We start from the raw sequence: 21,194 nt of genomic DNA, 5'->3' as shown, positions 1-21,194 counted from the left end.
TTAAATCATGGCTCAACGAAGAGAACCTTCAATGAACCATGTAAGTAAATGTGGACGATTGACGCCGCCGATGTAGGACTTGGGGTCTTGAGTGCACACCCTTCACAACGGATCGTTCGGCACGTACCTGCCGATGAAAGGAAAATATCATGGCAGAAGTTGTATTTGATCATGTAACTCGAATCTACCCAGGCAACGATAAGCCATCGGTTGATGATTTGAACATGACTATTAAGGATGGCGAGTTCCTTGTGCTCGTTGGTCCATCTGGTTGCGGTAAGTCCACAACGCTGCGAATGTTGGCTGGTTTGGAAGAGGTTAACAAAGGTCGCATTCTTATTGGTGGTCAAGACGTTACTACAATGCAGCCAAAAGATCGCGATATTGCAATGGTGTTCCAGAACTACGCATTGTATCCACACATGACTGTTGCAGACAACATGGGCTTTGCTCTTAAGATTGCAGGCGTAAACAAGGAAGAAATCCGCAAGCGCGTTGAAAAAGCTGCTGAAGTTTTGGATTTGACTGAGTACTTGGATCGTAAGCCAAAGGCTTTGTCTGGTGGTCAGCGTCAGCGCGTTGCAATGGGTCGCGCAATTGTTCGTGAACCAAAAGTCTTCCTTATGGATGAGCCTCTTTCTAACCTTGATGCAAAGCTTCGCGTGCAGACTCGTACGCAGATTGCAGCATTGCAGCGTCAGCTCGGCGTTACTACTCTTTACGTAACGCACGATCAGACCGAGGCTTTGACAATGGGCGACCGCATTGCCGTTATTAAGCTTGGCATTTTGCAGCAGGTTGGTGCTCCAACCGAGCTTTATGACCGCCCAGCAAACGTGTTTGTTGCAGGCTTCATTGGTTCCCCATCTATGAATATTAACCAGCATCCAGTGGTTGATGGCAAGGCTCAAATTGGCGAGGATTCCATCACTCTTCCAGCAGAAGCTGTTGATAAGCTTACCGAGGAAGATAAGGGTCAGATTATTGTTGGCTTCCGTCCAGAAGATGCAAGCTTGGCAACTTCCGACGATCCAAATGCCTTCTCCTTGAAGGTTGTAAACGTGGAAGATCTTGGCTCCGACGGTTACATCTACGGAAACATCATCACCGATGGATCTCCAGAAGAAGCATCTACAATGATGAGCGACCAGAACAAGCTCACAACGATTCGCGTGAACCCACGTGCGCTTCCAAAGGTTGGTGACGTTGTAAAGATTAAGATTGATCCATCCAAGATGCACCTGTTTGCACCTTCTACAGAGTTGCGTTTGAACTAGCGTTTTCTTGGGCACTTGATTCTTGTTTTGAGTGCCCAAGATTTCTGTATAAGGGTATGGCGGGGTTCGCTAGGCGAGCCCCGTTTTCGCATCATTTGAATTATTTACGATTAGTTATAATTTAATTGCGATTTTATTATTCGATTATTGGCGTTCGAACTTAACGGGTAGATTAAAGTTTATGGAATGGAACGATACTCCTTTATTGGATCCACGTGCTATGCAAGCAACATCAGTATCTGCGCAGGATGAAACTGTATCTTCTGCAGAGCCTCAAGCTTTGAAGATTACTGCCGCAAGCTCTAATCCTCAAATGTTTATGCTTCCGTGGGAGCTTCCATTATCTCAATGGCCTACGAATCTTTTTGTAAACTTGCCGCGCGGTATCTCTAGGCACGTTGTGCGTTTTGTGCACGTAGGCGACGAAGTGTACGCAATGAAGGAGATTACTCGTCAAGTCGCGGAGCGCGAATATGAGCTTTTAAGACGCTTGCGCAAGCTGGAACTTCCAACAGTTAAACCTATAGCGGTTGTTGCTGGTAGAAAAGATAAGAATGGTGAGCCGCTTGAAGCAATGCTTGTTACTCGTCATCTTAAATTCTCGCTGCCTTATCGAGCACTATTTGCTAGAACTTTGCGACCAGATACTGCGGAGCGTTTGATTGATGCTCTTGCTGTGCTTATGGTTCGTTTGCATCTTTCCGGATTCTATTGGGGAGATGTTTCGCTTTCTAACGTTCTGTTTTTGCGCGATGCCGACGCATTTACTGCGTTTTTGGTGGACGCGGAAACTGGCGATTTGCATGGAAGCCTTACCGAAGGTCAGCGAGAATACGATATTGATTTAGCTCGCACAAATATAATCGGCGAATTAATGGATTTGAGTTCTGGCCAGCTTTTGCCTGGAGAAGTTGACGAAATTAGCATTGGAAACAGGCTTGTAGACAGATACCATTCGCTTTGGAGCACGCTTACAGACGTAGATAAGTTTAGCCCAGACGAAATGTGGCGTATTGAGCGCCGCGTGAATCGTCTTAACGAGCTTGGATTTGACGTAGACGAGCTTGAGATGAAGACTTCCGAAGATGGACGAAGAGTTTTGGTTAGACCGCGAGTTGTGGACGCTGGATACGCTTCTAGAAAGCTTTTGCGTTTGACTGGCTTAGATGTGCAAGAAAATCAAGCTCGTAGGCTTCTTAACGATTTAGATGCGTATCGCACTTCTACATGGCGTCAAGGCGAAGAGCTGGAGATTGTTGCTACAGACTGGATGCGCGAAGTGTTTGAGCCTACTGTTCGCATGATTCCGCCTGAGTTTAGGTCGCAAATCCAGCCAGCGCAGTTCTTCCATGAAGTTTTGGATCATCGTTGGTTTATGGCAGAGCGCGTTGGGCACGACGTTTCTATGCAAGATGCAGTAACAAGTTACATTAAGAACGTTTTGCCTCAATACAAGATGGATAAGCGCGTTTTGGCTGCGATTAATGCGGATGCGGATTCTGGCGTTGTAGATGACGAGTACACGTATTCCACGCCTGCGCCTGCAGCCGCTCCTGCGGTTGCGGCGAGCGACGACGATGACGAGTACGATCAAGACGCAAGTGTTTGGGCAAGCTGAGCTTTTTGTGAGCTTTTGCGTGCTTTTGTGGGCATTTTTGTTTTGCTAGCGTTTTAAGAGATTCCTTACTTTGCATCTGTTTTACACCTGTTTTACATTTGCTTTACTTTTGTTTAGTGAAGTGTGGAATTATTCTCTCTGAAATGTGGAATAATTCGTATTTATTTTAGGAATTTTGTTAATTTCTTTTGTGAATGGTGATAGAATTTTCTTGTTAGTTGTCAATGATTGCCAACTAATCATAGTTATTTATCAATTAATCAAGGGAGATTATTATGTTAAAAGGTGTAGATTCTATAATTCCTCCAGCGTTGCTGAAGGTTCTCTGCGAAATGGGCCATGGAGATGTTTTAGTATTGGCCGATGGAAATTTTCCAACTGAGTCTGTAGGAAAAGACGCTATAGTTGTACGCTGCGATGGTCATGGAACTTCGGAATTGCTAACTGCAATCTTAAAGTTGATGCCACTTGATCAATACACAGATAAGCCAGCTACACTTATGGAAGTTGTTCCAGGAGACCCTTGCGAAACTCCAATCTGGAAAGAATATGAAGATATTATTGCTAAATACGATAAACGTGGAGCAAGCACTTTAGGAACTCTTGAAAGATTTGCGTTCTACGATGAGGCAAAGAAGGCATATTGTGTTGTTGCCACGGGTGAGCGTGCTCAATACGCTAACATTATGCTGCGTAAGGGCGTGGTGTTTGCTGGAGAGTAGCGTAAATAGGTAAATAAGTTCATATTTATATGCTATTTATCTGTTATTTGCTTGTTATCTGTTTGTAGAGATATAGAAATCTAAGTGTTATAGCATAAAAGCACTGCATGCAACAAGATGATTTGGAATTTAAGAACCATCTGCTACGTGCAGTGCTTATTTTGTGCCCCCTGTGGGACTCGAACCCACAACCCAAGACTTAAAGGGTAGAGCACACTGTGTACTGACCACGCTGGTAAATATTTACCCTTATATGGTACCGCCAACAGCAGACTAGTGAAAACTTCTGTTCAAATTGAACAGAAGTTTTCACTAAGCGCGCTTTATATAAGCACGTGCTTGCATAAAATCAATCTTTTTCTCATCATTACGAGGCATGCGAGCAAATGAGAGAGTCCGTTTAAGTTCTATTGGAAGTTTCATAAAATTAAGTTCTTGCAAATACCAAGCATATAGTTTTCGTTCTAAAGTGTATAAATTTTTGCGATTTTCAACAATTCCTACACAAGAATGTTGCTCTGCTAAGTAGTTTAACCGTTGAGAAATGCTTGAAATATCAAGTGTTTGCATGAGTTCATAAGCTAGCTTGTTTCCGTTCTTTATGCCGATCCCTCTGTAAGTGCAGGCATCATGAGAAACAATCTGAAGGAACTTACTAATAGTAGATAGTAAATAATTTTTAACAGTAGTAACTGTATTTGCATCAGCAGTAAACGGGGGCGTGTTACCACTTGTGTCAAGCTTTAACAGTTTTCCTTGTGATTGCAACGATTTCACGCACATCGACCACACAGCACCATGCCGCCCTTCTGACTTTCTTGACAAGCACACCGCCCCACAACCCACTAGCCTTCTAAGCGCGACTGATACTGTTTGACGGCTTAACCCTGTGTGCAATGCTAGTCTTCTAGTGTCTGCCTCAACTGTTAGTGAGTTAGCTTGCAACATGAAGTATGCTAGTGCCATAAGAACACGAGTATCACTAGCCTTGCTAGCTTTAATACTCTTACTATTATGTGCTTCTAGAATCTGCCATAGTATGTGAATGGCTTCTACTACTTTCTGAGTTCTTTCGATATACGTCTGATCGTTCATAGCAACCGATGCTCGCACAGTATCATGCTTTGTTAAGAAACTTACAGCACGCTTCCAAGTGTATTTAAGAATAGCTTGTGCTTGTGCTTGAGAACGTGGCTTACGAGAGTTTGATGATACTTTAACGCTTAAAGCATGAGTAAAAGCTTTAGGATACGAAACCACTAACGGTAACACGTCTTCAAACTTATAGCGTGCGCAAACGCACCCAAGCATAATACGCCATAAAAGAACACTAGTATCAGTACTGTTCGTAACACGTGTTTGAAGTAGTATTCTAGTAGCATGTGATAATGAGCGTTTAGCGCCTTGTAAACAAACTATGTTTTCTTGAATAGAAGTATCAATAACGTCTAATGATGGTTGAGTAGACTCTAAAACATTAAGTAACTCAATAATCTGCTGTTCGCTAGTAGTAGCATAGCAAATAATGTTTTCACGCCCACGAATCACTCTTGAATATCCGCCTAAATGGTGTGGTGATAGTGGTGGTCGCGCACAGCCTTCAGAAGTGTTTAAAAGTGGAGTAATATCAAGCGTTGAATAATGGTTTTTAGAAGCGTACGCAAGGTTTCTAACAAAACTAGCTTCTAACTTGTCTATCATACTAATCCATACGTGTCTGCCACCTGAAGGTCCTGACTGGCAAAGCGTGTACTCAATGTGCTTTTCATCTAAAAGAAGACATAATTCTTCACTCTGGCTTACTGCAAGGTTGCGTTCTTCGTCACTATTATTGTGTGCGTCGAAATCAAAACAAAGTAAATTATAGTGTTTACTATCATCGCACAAGTATACTGCCCAAGCGTTTGGCATACCGTCACTAATACGATGTTTAACAGTTGTATTACTACAATCAGGATACGCTCGAACATTTGTTCGCATAATGCTTTGTTCGAGCGTATAAGCCCATGCGCGTGTCGCGTTGTCATTGCTCACTTTTTCACCTCCTTTTTGAGTCTCTATACATGTATTCACGCGCGTGAAAGCCTATTTATATAAATCAGATTTTTTTGGTGTAAACATACGTGTGAAAGCAAAAAACTAAGCCAAACATGGTTTTGGAAGGAGAAAAAATTATGAAAATTGTTATTTGTAACGCTAAAGGCGGTGTTGGTAAAACTACCACTGCTATTCATTTAGCTTGCGCTGCTAGTAAAGCTGGTTTAAAAACACGCGTATATGATGCTGACATGCAAGCTAGCGCGAGCCTTTGGGCTGACGCGTGTGCTGAACACGGTAGTCCGCTACCGTTTGACGTTTTGCCTGCTAACATTTCTACAGTGTTGAAGCCGACGATTGATGATGAACTAGTTTTTATCGACACGCCGCCTGCTGGAGCGTTACTAGAAAAAGCTATTTACAATGCTGACCTGATTATTATCCCGTCATCTGATACTGCTATTGACTACATGCAAACGTTTAATCTTCAGAGGGGTATTCCAACAACGACACCGTTTAAAGTTCTTATAACGAGAGCAGAAACACATACCACAGCGTATAAGGCGCTTGTTGATGCCCTTGACGCTCAGCGCGTGCCACGTTTTCAGAATGTTATAGTTAAAAGGCAGCCGTTGAAACTTGTTATGGGTACTTTTCCTAAAAACTTGTATGAGTATGAGCAGGTGTTTAGTGAACTGTTAGCAATGAGAAACAAGCATTAAACAAGCATTATGATAACGTGTTTCACGATTTATTAATTAGAAATAATCAAACAGAATATTAGAATAATACTGTAAAAACAGTTTGTGTACTGTTCAGGATACATGCACGCAATTTACAGCGTGGTCTAACAGTACGCACAGAAAGTAAAGGAGTGTGGTATAATATGAAGTTTAAAAACCTTACCAAAAAACAAGTAATAATAATAATTACTATTATCATTATGATTGCTGTTGCAGTCCTAGGTGGAACGCTCATCTACCATCAGAATGAAGTCAAAAACGCGCGTGAAACATGCGCTAAAACAGTATCACGCGCTAAAAACGCTGTTAAAACATTAGAAAAACAGTTAACAAGCAAGCAAACATTAGAAGCATTAAAAATAAAAGAAAGCGAAGTAGAAGATAAGAAAACTGTAGAAACATTAAAAAAACTAACAGTAAAACCTGATAAAAGCTTGGTTGAATGTAAAACAGATAACATTAACACTCTAAAACAAGCATCAACAGAAGACAGTAATCTTACAAACATTATTAACAAGCAAGTAAAAAGCGTGAAACAAGCTGTTACAAGCGTGTTTGATTCTAAACTTAAAAAACAAGTTAAAGACGCGAAACAACAGTTAGCAGAAATCTTGAAACAAGCAAACACGTTACTAGAGTCTTCTAAAAACCGTGTGGCAGATGATAATACTAGGAAAGCATTAGAAAATAAGATTAATAATGTTAAAAACCTCTTAGACGAGAAGAACACGAGTGTTAAAAAACTCAGTGATGCTAGAAACGATGTTCAGAATGCTGTTAATAGTGTGAACGTGAGCATAAAGAAGAAGCAGGATGCTGATGCTAAAAAAGTAGCAACCACTAATGCTATACGCAGGCGTGCAACATACTCTTACCCTGAAACAAACTATGCGCAAGATGGAAACGCTCTTAATGATCCTTCATGTTACTTCAATAACACATGCACACGAGGAGGTTTAACACCAGAAGAAGAAGCAAAAATAGATTGGTCGAGATATAAAAACGGTTGCGATATTATTACAGGTGTTTGCGTTCTTGGCTGAATAAACTTTAAAATATGCACACTCTCCTGAAACTGTTGGGTAGTAACTAAAAAGTTACTACCCTTTTTATATAAACGGTGTTTTTTACGCGTGAACATATTAGTAGATAGTAAAACTGCTATCTACTCATAAACATGTTTACGAGTAAGGAAACAATAAATGAGCAAACATAAAGCGTCTAACAGGCGCAAAATATGGAAAAGACTGTTAGCTAGTGTTACAACACTAGCCACAGTGTGTTGTATTACACCAGCATTTGCTGATGGTGGTTGGGGTAACGCTCCTACAAACCCTATTCATGGTAGTGGAACACCAGCCGTACGATGGGCGTACACGGATAACGATGGTGGCTCTCTTGGTCGGATGGATCTTGGAACTGCCATAAAAGCTATACGAAACATTGGTATTAACTATCGTGGTGGTGACAATGTTCTACAGGCTGCTGTTAGCCGTTCGCTTAGTGATTGTGAGAACCGTTTCAACGCGAAGCATCCTGATCAAGCAGGTCATGCTAGCTGCCGTATGGTTGGTGTTGGTGTGGTTATTGAATCACGTTCAAACGGCTACTATGGTATGGGATATATACAACGTATGGCGTGGATTAATGAGTGGAACAGGTTGATACGACCACAAACATACAGTCATAACGGAGTTCCATATCATGTTGATGACGTGTTTAAGGATGCTCCTGATCGTAGTGTTGGCTCAATGGTTAGTGAAGCAACAACGCTACCGAGAGTTAACGCTATCGTACTATCGTTAAACCAGTACGAGCCTAAAGGTGATCCTGCACCTAAAACTTATAATGCGACTGTAACTACAGTAGCTTCAGCGCCTAAAGATACGCGTGTAGGATCGACAGAACCTGTTCATGATATGATAAGCGTTTCAGGCGGTAATGGTGAGAGTCTTGACGCAACAGTAATAATGCATTTTGACGGTAACAATTACGTTTCTTCAAAACAAGCTACTAAACAAGTTAGTGTTCCAAGTGATGGTAGTACTGTATCTCCTGATTTCACGCCTTCTGATTTTGGTATGAGTCATTGGCAAGAAGGAAACTACTGGTTCGACGTGCAAATACCTAAACAAGGATTAATGAAAGACAGTATTAACACGAGCGATCATGATCCACTTGAATCATGGAATATTCAGTATGAAGCACCAAGAAAAGTAAGCAAACACGTTCAAAAACTAGTTAGTGCGGATAGTATGAAAAACCGTACAACAATTAGTACTGATACTGGTCGTGGAACTTACGAAATGGTTATAAAAGACAAAATTAACCCGAACGGCATGAGCTACACTGTTGATAATTACAAGCTTACAGACACTACAACAAACAGTGATGTTAGCAACCAATTCCAAATCAACTTGGATAAAGCAAGTAATACTGTTACTGCCACGCGTTCGAGTGCTCAGGGTGAAATGCCATTAAACCATAATATTGAATTCTCATTCGATGTTACAGTGCATCAGCCTGAAAACTCTAAAATCAATGATCATGCAACAGTTAAACCAAACCATTTACCTGAAATTAGTACAGATCCACGCGAGTTTAAAACGTGGAAACCACTGCCTGATAAAAGCTGGGTGAAATGGGATGATACTAAGAAAACATGGGATAGTGTTATAGACCCGGGTAAAACTAATAACACGGGTGCTGACAACATGACAATTCTTGACGGTGACAAAATAGGAAGCGTTGTAAACGGTGTAGTCGCATCCAATCTTATAGAAGCGCCAAAAACATTAACGCTTGTTGACGACTATAAGAACGCTTACTACATTTTTGACGCTGACACTAAAAAAATTCACGTTTACGAACAGAATGCTACAAGCGACACAGTTTCAAGCGTTCAAAACATTGTGAACACTGGAACTGATGTTACTAAACACTTCAAAATAAACGTGGACGGTACGAGAATCACTGCTACCGCAGACAAAGAGTATTTAGCTAAACTACAAGGAATGAGCACACCACTACAAGTAAGCCTCATGGTTGGCGGTAAAGCTAACTACGCTCACGGTAAAGGTGCTGAACAAGTACGTAAAGACTACGGTAAACAAGCTGGTGACGAGGTTGCTTCCTGTGCTACGCCTAAAAACAGTAGTTTTACTAACAGTGGTTCACAAACAGTTAATAATCAGAGCGTTAAAACAAACGAGCCTAAAATCTGCTTGTATGTTCCACCTGTTAAGAAAGACGTTGTTTCTGAAAGCTCTCAAGGAGGCGCTCAAGAAACCGCTGACGGTAAAGTAGTATTTCCTGGTCAAAAAGTGGAATACCGTTTACAAACACAGCCGAAACTACCATCTAACTTCGCGTACCCTATTAAAAGTGTGAAAGTAGTTGACACGTACAACAAGTATCTGAACATTGATAAGCAGACGCTAGAAGTAACAGATCTTACAAACGCTAAAGCAATTAGTAAGAAACATTACACGACACAATGGGATGATACTGCTCACACTGTGACCCTTAACTTTGACCCTAAGTACGTTGAAGAAAACTGGAAGAATGGTTCTAATCCACGTATTCTTATCCGCTTCGAAGGAACAGTAGACAAGAACGCGCCAACAAGCACAAAAGTACACAACAAGTGGATGCTACTATTAAATAATAGTATTACGCCATCAAACGAAGTAGGAAACAACCCACCATCATTCACACCACACAAAACAGTAAACCAAAGCGCTAAACAGGGTGACGGTAGTGTACTAATCAATGGTAAAACGTTCCTTACAGGCGACACAGGCGCATACCATTTAACGCTTGACTTAACACAACACGACATGGCGTATAAAGTACACCGTGCAGGAATCGTTGATGATTATGATAAGCGTTACCTGAAAGTAGACGCTAAAGACATTCATGTTAAAGGCGCGGACGGTAAAGACTACACTAGCAAGTTCAACATTAGTGTTATTAACGGTGTTGTATACGTGTTTGCTAAAACAGTAGACACTTTCATTTACGCTACAGGTGTAACAGTTAAAGGCGACCCACAGCCGAAAGATCTTGCGCAGTACGCGAACAGTAAAGACTACAAGCCGTTAGAAAACCCTTCAATAGACCAAAAACTATTAGGGCAGAAATACACTGTAGAAATGCCTTTCACAGTTACTGACGGTGACGGTGTGAAAGTAGTCAACACTGCTACACAAGTCGTGAATAACATTAGTAAGAAAACTAACACTGTTACAAACGAAATCAAAAAAATCAAGCCGAAAAAAGACGTGACAATCAAAGTAGGCTCTGAAAGCGCTAACGGTTCAAGCGTATACCTTAAAAACACGTTCCTATACCAGCTTGACACTGCAATTCTTCCAAAGAATCGTGCATATCAGAAGATTAAAAATTGGCAGATAGTAGACAAGTTAGACCCAGCGTACGATCGTGTTACAGGAGCATGGGCAGTATACGCTACACGTGATCTATACAAAGGTAACACAGTGTTTGCTACTAAAGGCACGCAAATCGCAGGCTTAGGAGCAGACGCAAAATACGGTAACCTATTCACCTACAGTTTCAAAGACAATACGGTAACAATTAGCGCTACTGAAGAGTACTTGAAACTAGTATCCGCTGATAATGAACACGAATCAGGATGGCGCGCGTACGTTCAAGTAGAACGCATGAAAGTAACCAAACGTCACGAAAACAAGTTCACTGAAATTATTAACAATAGTAAGCACGAAAGTAATCTCGTGTGGACTCGTACACCTGACCTAACACCATCACTACACATTATTAAATGGGATAAAAAATCAGGTAAAATTAAAGGTGACCGTAACGATCCTAAAGACGCGTTACCAAACGCTAAAGACGGTGACGTTATAGTATTCACTATCACAAACACTAGTAAAACCGATACTAACGGGTATGGCGCATGGTTCAAAGCAACCGATCTTCAATTAGAAGATAAAACGATTGTAGGAACAGGCGTAGTAACAGACTTAAAGTATCCAGAAAATTGGAAGACATTAGTGTTAAAACCAAACCAGAGTGTTGACGTTGAAGGAGTACTACACAAGTTCAAAGCGGGCACTAAACACACTAACCGTGCTGTAGTAAGAGGCATTCCACTACTCACATGCCGTGTAACAAACAACAACGGGTTAAGCACAGGAAGCAAAACAACCGTCACAAAGCCAATCGACGGTAAAACCGACGGTAAGAAAACTGATGTTTCTACAACTGCACCAACAGGCAAAGACGGTAAGGCTGTTGAGTATACTGTTAAACCAACCGATGGCAAGACCAGTAAGGAAACAGACACTACTACTGCAGAAAGTAAGCAGCAAAAAGTGACTGTAGACGGTGTAACACTGTGTACTGATACGCAGGTGACAAGCAATACTGATGATTGGAACGGTACAGCACCATTACCACAGTTACCACCTGAGCCACCAACACCAACCATACGGCAGTTAGCAAAAACAGGTGTAGAAAACGCAAACGTGCTACTAACTATAGTTATGGCAAGCGTTCTAATTGGCGCATGCTTGGTCATGAGAAAAACACAAGAATCACACGCACGACATGGGAGATAAAATAAAATAGTATTATGACAAAGTGTTATACCCCTCGCGAAAAGCGTGGGGTATAACTTTATTCACGATTTGCACCTAGTGTTGCTCTTACATAAACTCTCGTAAAACACAGGAACAAAAAAATAATGAAATAAGAATAAAAATAAAGCATTAGCGCAACACTTAAAACAGTCTTAAAAAAGTATTACGCTAATGCTCGTATATATTTACCAGTTGCAGCCTTAAAAGGTTAAGGCAACAGCAAAAATCATCATGCAAAGAATCATCTTGCCTTATAAAAATAGTATCATCAAACACAACAATTCTCTTATATAAACGTTCGCCACATTCTGTGCATATATAAGTAAATAACAAAACTTAACTCTAGTAAAGGCGCGCAATAATGAAAGATGCACAATACATAAATGTTTTCAACATGCTAAGCGAATATAGTAAGTATGTGACACAGCATCCTGAAGTATTAAAAGCAATGATCGCTAAAATACTATTCATATCACTAGTAGTCACACTATTGCATGTGCTTAATGGCGTCTTGGCGAAAGCATTCGACACTACTAAACTCACACTACAGCTCATCGAAATCGTAGCATTGTTTATTATTGCAGCAGCATACGGGTACACCGTTAGTAACAATGTTCTAAAACTATTCCAACAATTCATAAACTGGTTCTTCTACCTACACTAAAACACGAAGCAATCAGCAACCGCGTAATCGCACACCTACTAGGCATTAATGAGATAACAGTTCGACGTTCCGCACAACAATTTATCAAGGATGGCAACTGCGACATTAATGTCGCAGTTGCCACTTTACCGCGCGTGCTTAGCGCGGACGGTAAAACACGTTCTACTAACCGTGCAGCCTGTGAGATTGCGAAATCGTTTATTGAGTATTCTCAGTATGTTAATAAGGGTAAAAATAGTAGTGATATTTCTCATTTAACTGGTATTCCTCGTAAAACTATTTCTTACGCTCTTGATATTCGTAACGTGAGTATTTTAGAAGTTTCTAAACTGTTCTTACTCGCACGACTACAAATATTCACACAAGTAGTAGTTTTAAGAAGTTTCGCGCGAAAAACGTTGTGCGTCTTGCGCCCTCCCCCTGTTCTGTGGTTACTTTGTGCAGCTACATACTACCGCGTTTTCTTGCAGTTTTATTCTAACGCGTACAACATGTCCTTGTTGTTTGATTCTTTGTCGTCAACACTTGGTATTGCTCGCATTCCTTTGAAGCTCTTATATTCTGCTATTGTGCGCATACAAATACTCATAACCTTATCTTAAAACTCACTACATCTTTGTGAGTCTGTTGTCTTACGTAATTAACTTTGGTCTTGTAGCGTATTTCATTTCCATGCGAACGTTAGTTTTCTAATCATGTTGTAGACTGTGAACTTTTTCTTCTAATACTTATTGAATAACGACTGCTAGTGTTTCCTTACGCATTTTTCCTTTCATGAAACTGTTTTGTCAAAGCTTCATTAGTTTTGAACTTTGCGCTCTACTTCGTAGCAATCATAGTTAGTCGCGCGTAAATACTGCAACTTCACCACGCCTCAGCAAAGCTGGTCGTGTTGAAGACGCTTTCGCTTTGCAGATTCACTCACGGCTAACTCTTATTGACGCTGTCAAAGTTCAAAAATGAAACTTTGAGAATAAAAACAGCTCATGGAAGGAAGTTTAAAATGAGTAAGGAAACACAAAAAGCCGTCGAAAAATTCAAAACCATTCTTGAAGATAACGATTTTATTGTTGATAGTAGTGAAGAAAACTATTTAAACGTTTGCATGGAAATGAACTACGTTTACTTTGACCTTAGTTTTTCTTACGACGACAACGCCACACTTAAAGATTTGAGTGACGCTTTCCACGATACTGCTTCTGAATATTTTCAGAGCTTAGAACCATTGACTATTGGTGACTTCTTAGAAGAAATAACTTATATGCCAGGTGTTATTAACGATCCAAAGAATCTAACTCTAACGGATGTTGATTGTATACGCGAAGAATTCAAAACTGTAGCAAAGCTAAGTGTGCTGAGCATTATGGCTACTCATTAACCTACAGTAAACGCGAGGGGGCGCAAGCCCCCTTTTCTTTTTCTTAGCTTTCAAAAACCTGCTTAAAACACGAAGCAAAAGTAAGCGCATGTATCAAAGCGTGCTTACAAGATTGTAAAAAATAATTAACCACAAGCGCTAAACATAAAAATCTTAACAATATACACAGTCTCTAAACGTTCGAAAGCTTTACGTTAAAAACTAGAAACACACAGCACAAAACAATAGTTTTAATAAACTAAAATTTTCTAAAAACACGATAATGTTTTACGCGTCTGATACGAGTAAAACACAACACAACAAAAACAATACAACAAAATAAGAATAAGAAAAATAAAACTAGAAGAATAAAAAATAATTAAATAACTACAAAACAAGCTTTAAAAATAAAAGAAAAATAAGAAAAATAAGAACAAAAAAATAAGAAACATCACCAAATAATAAAAAAGTAATTTTTATGGACATATGCACCCTTGTTGCGAGAATGTTGAAATATCGTTGATATTTCAACGAAAACAAGCGTTCTGAGCGTCATGACGCTCAGAACTTTTAATTTATATAAACAACTTTTTTAGAAGATGAATATATTAGTGACGGAAATAACATGTTAGAAAGGGAAATCCGTTATGAGTGACACAGAAAATTGTGCGTACTGTGGTCAAGCGTTCACACAGAATCAAGCAGGTGGCTCTTCTCAAATTTACTGTTCTGCTAACTGCCGTAAGAAAGCATTTTTAGACAAGCAAAAATCAGAAGCTACTAGTCGTGCTGCTGATGAAACTAAAAAAGCGTCTGATGCTAATGCTGAATTAACACAAGAATTACATATTTCTATGGAACGTTACGAGAAAGTTTGTTATGAGCGTGAAAAACTTTATACAGACTACTATACGTTGCGTGAGTATTTGAAAATTTTGTGTACAGATTTAGAACGTATGATAAGCGAGAACTATTTTACCGTGAATACTAACGCCGTGAATTATGAGATGTGGCATAATCCAAAAGCTAATTGGCGGAAGATTGTAAATAAGTTTTCATGGTGGGGTATTCCAGAAACATTAAAAGCATTGCGTGAATATGATGAGCTTAGAGAACAGCACGACGCACACATGCAATTGTTACGTGACGTACCAGGTGATCCTAGCGAAAGTGTAGATAAGCTTAATCAAATGATTAACGATTTCAGTCGCGAGAGATCAAAAATAGTTAAACAGCACCCTGGGCTAAAAGCAATACTTGCGAGAAGAGCGCAAATACGCGCATGGGAAGAAGACAATGGCGAAGAGTTTCCTGACACAACTAATTATGATGCAACAGCAATAAACATGTTACTTCAACAAGTGCAAAAGCCTGAAGAAACAACTTTACCGTTTGAACCCAATAGAAAAAACGTTAATCAGGTTGAAGAAAGTCCTCTACCTTTCATACCGAAAGAAAAACATAATGGACAACACGGTAGTTTTGATGATTTTGATTTCTTCGAATAGTAGAAGAACCAGTTTATGAAATTCTGAATTATTAAGTAAAGGAGTAATAAGTGAGTATTCAAGATAAAATTCGTGAACTTCAAGAAGCAACAGATAAAAAAATTAAAGAGCTACAAAACAAGCAGCGTAAATTAGACGAGTATAAGAAGCAGCATGAGCGTATTGTTAGAAGATTAAAAACGCAGATAAAAGCGTATGAGATTTTCATACGAACTATTGATGCAGAAAAAATATTAAACAAAGCGCAGCTTAAAGCTGATGGCGGTATTGAGTCTACTGATAAAACCTTGTGTACTCTACTAGCAGAAGTAAACAGTGATTTACAAGAGCAATCAGAGTCGCCAGTAGAACCACAGTCTGAAAATTCAGCGCATACAGAAACTGTAGTAGATGAAACTAAACAAACTGTTTTAGAAGAAAACAGTGATCAGGCTGAATCAGTAAACAATGATAAAGAAGAAGCATTAAACACGATTACAAGCAACAGTATTAATTCAGAGTTCTTCGACGACGAACCACAATACAACTAAAAAATAAGAAATAAAAATAAAGGAATTACATGAGTGCCACGCTAAGAAAAATGTACGCAGGATACGTTTCATATTTAGAAGATGCAGTAAGTGATGTAATGTTATCGAAACCTAATAGCACGATGACAGCATCAGCATACTACACGCAAGAAGGAAACCCTGCAGGCGTTTTTATTGGACGTGGACTAAACATGATTAACCGTGTGCAAGGTCAAACGGCAACGCGTGAAGACGCGCAACGTTTACTAGACAAGCTTTACCACCCCGACACAGACAAGCCTTTAAAAGCAGGTCAAAAACTTCACGAAGCTAATCCAGTAAGTGTTAATAAAAAAGATCAAGCAAGTGTCACAGGTTATGATATGACATTTCAATGTCCTAAAAGTGTTAGTGTTCTATGGGCGTTAGCAGATCCAAAACTTGCTAAACAAATAGAACGAATACACCATGAAGCTATTCAAGACACAATAAGTCTTTTAGAAGAAAACTACACTTACACGAGGCGAGGTAAAGGCGGAGTGTTACGCGAACGCGTAAACGGGTTAAGCGCAATAATGTATGACCATTACACGAATCGTGATAATGAACCACACTTACACTCACACGTGGCACTCAGTAATTACGTAACGTGCGAAGATGGAACAATACGCGCGCTAGATGGAACAATACTATTCAACAATATTGTTGCTTTCTCAAACCATCACAACGCGATCCTAATGGATAAGCTAAGAAAAGAATTAGGCGTAGAATTCCACTATCATAACGCGATAACAGGAAACGGAATGGTATGGGATATTAACGGCATGAGTGATGACTTTCTAAAAGAGTTCACAGCTAGGGGAGCTGAAAGCAGCAAACTATACAACCAGTACGTTGAAAAATATGTTAAAGAAAACGGTATAGAACCTGATAAAAAAATTAGAGCAACACTCAAAAAGAACGCTTGGCATAATACGCGTAAACCGAAACCAAAAGACCCAGAACCAATACAATACCAAAAACGAGAATGGAGGCAGCAAGCAAGAAAAGCAGGATATGATATTCAACAAATAATTCAAAACTGTTTACACAAGAATCAAACACCATTCTTTACAAGCAACGTTCTAAACAGCAGTAAAATAAGCGAACTGTTAAGCGAAGTAACAGTACAAGATCTTGCGCATAATAGCGGACGGTACGATAAAAAATTTACTATCCAAAACACGGATGATGCAATAAACTACATTGCTTACAAAGCACAAGACCATCAAACTAGTATTACGCGCGGTCACATATGGAGTACTGTATCTGAAATGACAGCTAGCATTCCTATGATTGACTCAAAAACGCGTGACAATTTCAACCAGAAAATCGTTAAACAAGTAGTAGACACTCTAATACCAATAACAACACAAAAATACGCGTTACCTGAAAGCTTACAAAACACGCCTATAGCTTATGCTGATCAAAACGTTTTTGGAGCAGACAAGTCTGCAGGCAACGAACTATACGTGACAAAAGAATTATGGGATGCTGAAGAAAAATTCATTCAAATTTCTGAACAAACACTTAATGATAATTTAGCGAAAGCACAGCCAGATGAAATATTAAGCATGCTTACACAATACGATAAAACTGCTAAACACCGTTTATCAACCGACCAGTTCAACGCGTCAAAAGAACTACTATTATCAAAACATCGTATAAGCGCGCTTGTAGGAGCTGCAGGAACAGGAAAAACCACGACACTTAAAACAGTGTTCAACGTGCTAGATAAAACAGTTGGCTCAGACAGAATACTAGGAATTTCACCGTCTGCTAGAGGAGCGACAGAATTAGAAGCATCATTAGAAAAACCATGTAACACGATAGCGGCAATAATTAACGAAGCAGAACACCATTACAATGAGAAAACTATTGAAAACGCTACCAAAATTCTTAACAACAGCACGTCTAACAGTAATACGCGTGCGAAAGCAAAAAGTGATTTAGCAGTAGCGTTAGCAAACCGTGAACGTCTTAAAATACCACAAAACGGTGTAATAATCATTGACGAAGCGTCTATGGCAAACACAATAGACATGAGTAAGCTTGCTAAACTCTGTGAACAGTACAACAGTAGAATGATCATGGTCGGAGACCCTCACCAGTTAGATAGTGTAGGAGTAGGGCAGGGAAGTTTCAACCATGTAGTAGACGCAAACAAGGCAGTTGCAAAACTAGAAAAAGTATGGAGATTTTATGACGAACACGAAGCGAAAGTAAGCGTTGATTTTGCTAAAGGTAAAATGAATAAAACCAGAAGCTACTATACGGCAATAAAAGAGTATAGAAGCATGAAACGAATACACGGCGGAACATTAGAAGACGTACGATTTAAAGCGTATAACGCAACATTACAAGATATTCAAAACGGTATTGACTCAGTCCTAATAGTAGCGACTAACGACACATTATCAGATTTAAACAAGCTTTTTAGTGACGAACGACAAAAACAAGGCTTAGTAGAAAAAGACCCGTTAAAACGACTAGTTTTTAACGATGGTAACACTTACGGTAAAGGTGACATTATTTGTACAAGAACAGTAGACCGTAAAAAAGTTGCCAGCGATGGAACATTCGTTAAAAACGGTGATCTATGGCAGATTCAGAACATTGATACGCAAAAAAACAGTATGCTACTTCGTAACCAGCAGACAAGAGCAACAATCACATTGCCGAACGAGTGGGTAACTCAAAACGCAGAAGGAGGGTACGCTTGCACAGTACACCGTTCTCAAGGCATAACTGTTACAAACGCTAGAGTAGTTATTGCAGAAGACAGTAATCTAACAAGAAACCTTGCGTACGTTGCAGCAACAAGAGGTAGAGCAAGTAACGAATTCTATGTTGAAGTACAAGACCCTCAAGAAATTACTTCAGGTCACGAACAGCAAAGCACAAGCGCTTTACAATGGAGGAACTATTTAGAAAAGAAACTTCAGGAACAAGGAAAACATTTATGGAAAAGCAGTAAAGTTAAGCCTGAAGACGCTAGCATGTTTTACACTTACGAAGATTTAATACCATCAATGGATGATTTAGCGGAAGCAGCGTTACAAAAAATTTGTGACAATAATACTAGAGGAGTATTAGCACACACGCAAAAACAGGTGAGCGCTAAAAAAGCGTATTCTATAAGCACGCTACTAGCAGAAAAAACAGCTATTATTGATTACGCTACAAGTAATGTTTTAAACAAGATAGTTGAAAACAAGCATGGTAAAGAATACTTGCAGAAACTAACAGCAAGTGAAGACTATAGTAAACTAGTAAAAACGTTTACGAAAGCTTACACAGTAGATTCTGAGCGCGCGCTAAACATTCTTGAAACGTATCCACAAAACTTTAAAAACAATAGTAATAATGTTATTAACGATTCTGAAATCGTCAGTAATCTTAACAATAAGCTAGCAGACTTAGCAGTCGTAAACGCTTTAGAACAAGATAGTAGTAGTAAGAGCATTAACAGTGTAGTTGATGCTTTAACCGATAAAGAATTACGTGAAGGAATTCGAAACGTTTTAGAACAAAACAGTCAAATGATACAAAACCAAGTAAAAGCAATCATAGAAGACACCAACAGTTCAGCATGGATAAACAATATTATTACACAACAGCAACGTTCTGATATTAGTAAAATAACACCACAGCAGCAACAGCTTATTCAAGACACAATAACATATCGTGCTCAATACAATATTAAAGATAATTACAGTCCTTTAGGGAAACTAGAAACTCATAATATGAGTAAAACGCAACTTCAAGACGCACAAACTCTGCAATCAAAAATACTTTTAGAGCAAGAACATTTTAAACTTCCACAAACACTAAAGCCACAACCGCGTGTAACAGCGTCAACGTTTAAACGTTTTGAAAAAGTAAACGCGAATAGTGTGCAAACGTTAAAAAAGCATTCTGATTACGCGATTATTCTATGCCAAAAACTAGAAGAAGCACAGCAGATTAACAAAACACTCATTAAAAATAAGCAACCTTATGTTGCAGTATGCGTGAACGATACTATTAAACAGCACAATAGGATAATGAATAATGCTTTGAAAAATATTCAAAACTATTATTCTCTTTCAAAACCGCGTCAAATATACGTTTGGCAAGGAAACAGCGCGTCAAAAAACTTCACTCAAATAGTAGAACACGAGCTATCAGATGCGCAAAAATATGCTGCAAAAACAATCAGAAACATTAACGTTAAAAATGTTGATGATACGAATATAAGAAAATATTCTAAAAACTTATGGGAGCAGAACATAGAAAAAGCGTTCACACCAAACCAGAAGCTAACAGCAAATGAGGCTACAGAACTAAACATTAAACTTAACAAAACCATTATTCAACACATGCCTGTAGAACAACGATTTGAAGCACAAAAACAGATAGTAGAACATTTGAAAAAAGCGTGTCCTGAAGTATCTTACGAAAACTATGGTATACGCGTAAAACACAGTGAACTACAATACGATTTACAACAAAATAATAAACGTTTTAATAGTATTCAGCAAGCAGCACCTAGCATCAGCATATAATAATTTTAACAACGCTAATTTAATAAATTATTCTTTACTCGCCTGATCCATGCTAGCATACTGAGAATTCGCATGATAATGAACATTCTTTGCAACGTCATCAAACGGAAACTCATAATAATGTTCAACATGGTATCCTTTAGAAACCTCATTTTTAATACGATTAGCACGTTGAATACTAACGCTAGTTTGAACACCTGAACAAGTTGAATTATGCTCAGTAGCTTGCCTCCAAGCGTTAAGACGACTAATAGTCGTATACACTAAATCAATAAAATAAGGTACAGAACCATTAGGCGCGTCTTGACTAACATAACTATCGTAGTAGCGCACATACAAGGCGTCTACAAGCATTATAATCCATGGGTGTTGTAGGAAACATTCAGGTAACGCTTGATCAAACTCACTATTAACATTTGAAAGCCAGTCAGCAAATCTAGCAACCTGCCATATTCTTATTTCAACGTCACTTCTACTAGCATGATACCAGTCAAAAACTATTGACGGGCTATTGTTAGTGTTTGAAAACTGTGTGTTTGTGTTATCATCCAT

At 39.2% G+C, this 21,194-nt stretch carries 13 protein-coding genes; 11 read left to right on the top strand and 2 right to left on the bottom strand.

Translation table 11 applies throughout. From position 1 onward, the window contains the following. The first annotated feature begins 149 nt into the window (after positions 1–149). The 3 genes from NYP55_RS04655 (at position 150) to NYP55_RS04645 (ending at position 3,617) form a co-directional block, all read left to right on the top strand. Positions 150–1,277, top strand: a complete 1,128-nt coding sequence (locus NYP55_RS04655) for an ABC transporter ATP-binding protein (protein WP_004131128.1) — start codon at positions 150–152, stop codon at positions 1,275–1,277. A 181-nt stretch (positions 1,278–1,458) separates the two neighbouring features. After that, entirely contained in the window at positions 1,459–2,895 is a 1,437-nt protein-coding gene (locus NYP55_RS04650) for a DUF4032 domain-containing protein (protein ID WP_060785786.1), read from the top strand. Positions 2,896–3,170: 275 nt separating this feature from the next. After that, positions 3,171–3,617, top strand: coding sequence for an RbsD/FucU family protein (locus tag NYP55_RS04645; protein ID WP_004131125.1), 447 nt, complete (start codon positions 3,171–3,173; stop codon positions 3,615–3,617). A 312-nt stretch (positions 3,618–3,929) separates the two neighbouring features. Here NYP55_RS04645 and NYP55_RS04640 read toward each other — a convergent pair whose 3' ends face one another. Continuing rightward, complete coding sequence (locus NYP55_RS04640) at positions 3,930–5,651, bottom strand: MarR family transcriptional regulator (protein WP_076002525.1); 1,722 nt, start codon at positions 5,649–5,651, stop codon at positions 3,930–3,932. 140 nt (positions 5,652–5,791) lie between these two features. On the opposite strand from NYP55_RS04640, the gene NYP55_RS04635 reads away from it, so the two are divergent. The 8 genes from NYP55_RS04635 to mobF all read left to right on the top strand — a co-directional run bounded on the left by NYP55_RS04635 (position 5,792) and on the right by mobF (position 20,642). Next, on the top strand, positions 5,792–6,376 hold the full coding sequence (locus tag NYP55_RS04635) for a ParA family protein (RefSeq protein ID WP_076002526.1): 585 nt from the start codon (positions 5,792–5,794) through the stop codon (positions 6,374–6,376). 221 nt (positions 6,377–6,597) lie between these two features. Next, a complete protein-coding gene (locus NYP55_RS04630; protein ID WP_472781619.1) occupies positions 6,598–7,440 on the top strand; it encodes a hypothetical protein in 843 nt (280 codons plus the stop codon). A 234-nt stretch (positions 7,441–7,674) separates the two neighbouring features. Next, positions 7,675–11,997 (top strand): LPXTG cell wall anchor domain-containing protein, encoded by a 4,323-nt coding sequence (locus NYP55_RS04625; RefSeq protein ID WP_472781618.1) that lies wholly within the window; start codon positions 7,675–7,677, stop codon positions 11,995–11,997. 439 nt (positions 11,998–12,436) lie between these two features. Continuing rightward, positions 12,437–12,682 carry a hypothetical protein gene (locus NYP55_RS04620; RefSeq protein ID WP_472781617.1) on the top strand — a complete coding sequence of 82 codons (246 nt, stop codon included), beginning with the start codon at positions 12,437–12,439 and terminating at the stop codon, positions 12,680–12,682. 1,003 nt (positions 12,683–13,685) lie between these two features. After that, entirely contained in the window at positions 13,686–14,060 is a 375-nt protein-coding gene (locus NYP55_RS04615) for a hypothetical protein (RefSeq protein WP_076002531.1), read from the top strand. A gap of 626 nt (positions 14,061–14,686) precedes the next feature. Next, on the top strand, positions 14,687–15,547 hold the full coding sequence (locus NYP55_RS04610; protein WP_076002532.1) for a hypothetical protein: 861 nt from the start codon (positions 14,687–14,689) through the stop codon (positions 15,545–15,547). Positions 15,548–15,597: 50 nt separating this feature from the next. After that, positions 15,598–16,077: a hypothetical protein gene (locus tag NYP55_RS04605; RefSeq protein WP_076002533.1), complete on the top strand. Its 480-nt coding sequence runs from the start codon at positions 15,598–15,600 to the stop codon at positions 16,075–16,077. 29 nt (positions 16,078–16,106) lie between these two features. Next, on the top strand, positions 16,107–20,642 hold the full coding sequence (gene mobF / locus NYP55_RS04600) for a MobF family relaxase (protein WP_076002534.1): 4,536 nt from the start codon (positions 16,107–16,109) through the stop codon (positions 20,640–20,642). Positions 20,643–20,669: 27 nt separating this feature from the next. Here mobF and NYP55_RS04595 read toward each other — a convergent pair whose 3' ends face one another. Continuing rightward, entirely contained in the window at positions 20,670–21,194 is a 525-nt protein-coding gene (locus NYP55_RS04595; protein WP_076002535.1) for a hypothetical protein, read from the bottom strand.

This window comes from Gardnerella sp. c10Ua_31 (assembly GCF_055700915.1).
This window is presented reverse-complemented; position numbering and strand designations above follow the sequence as displayed.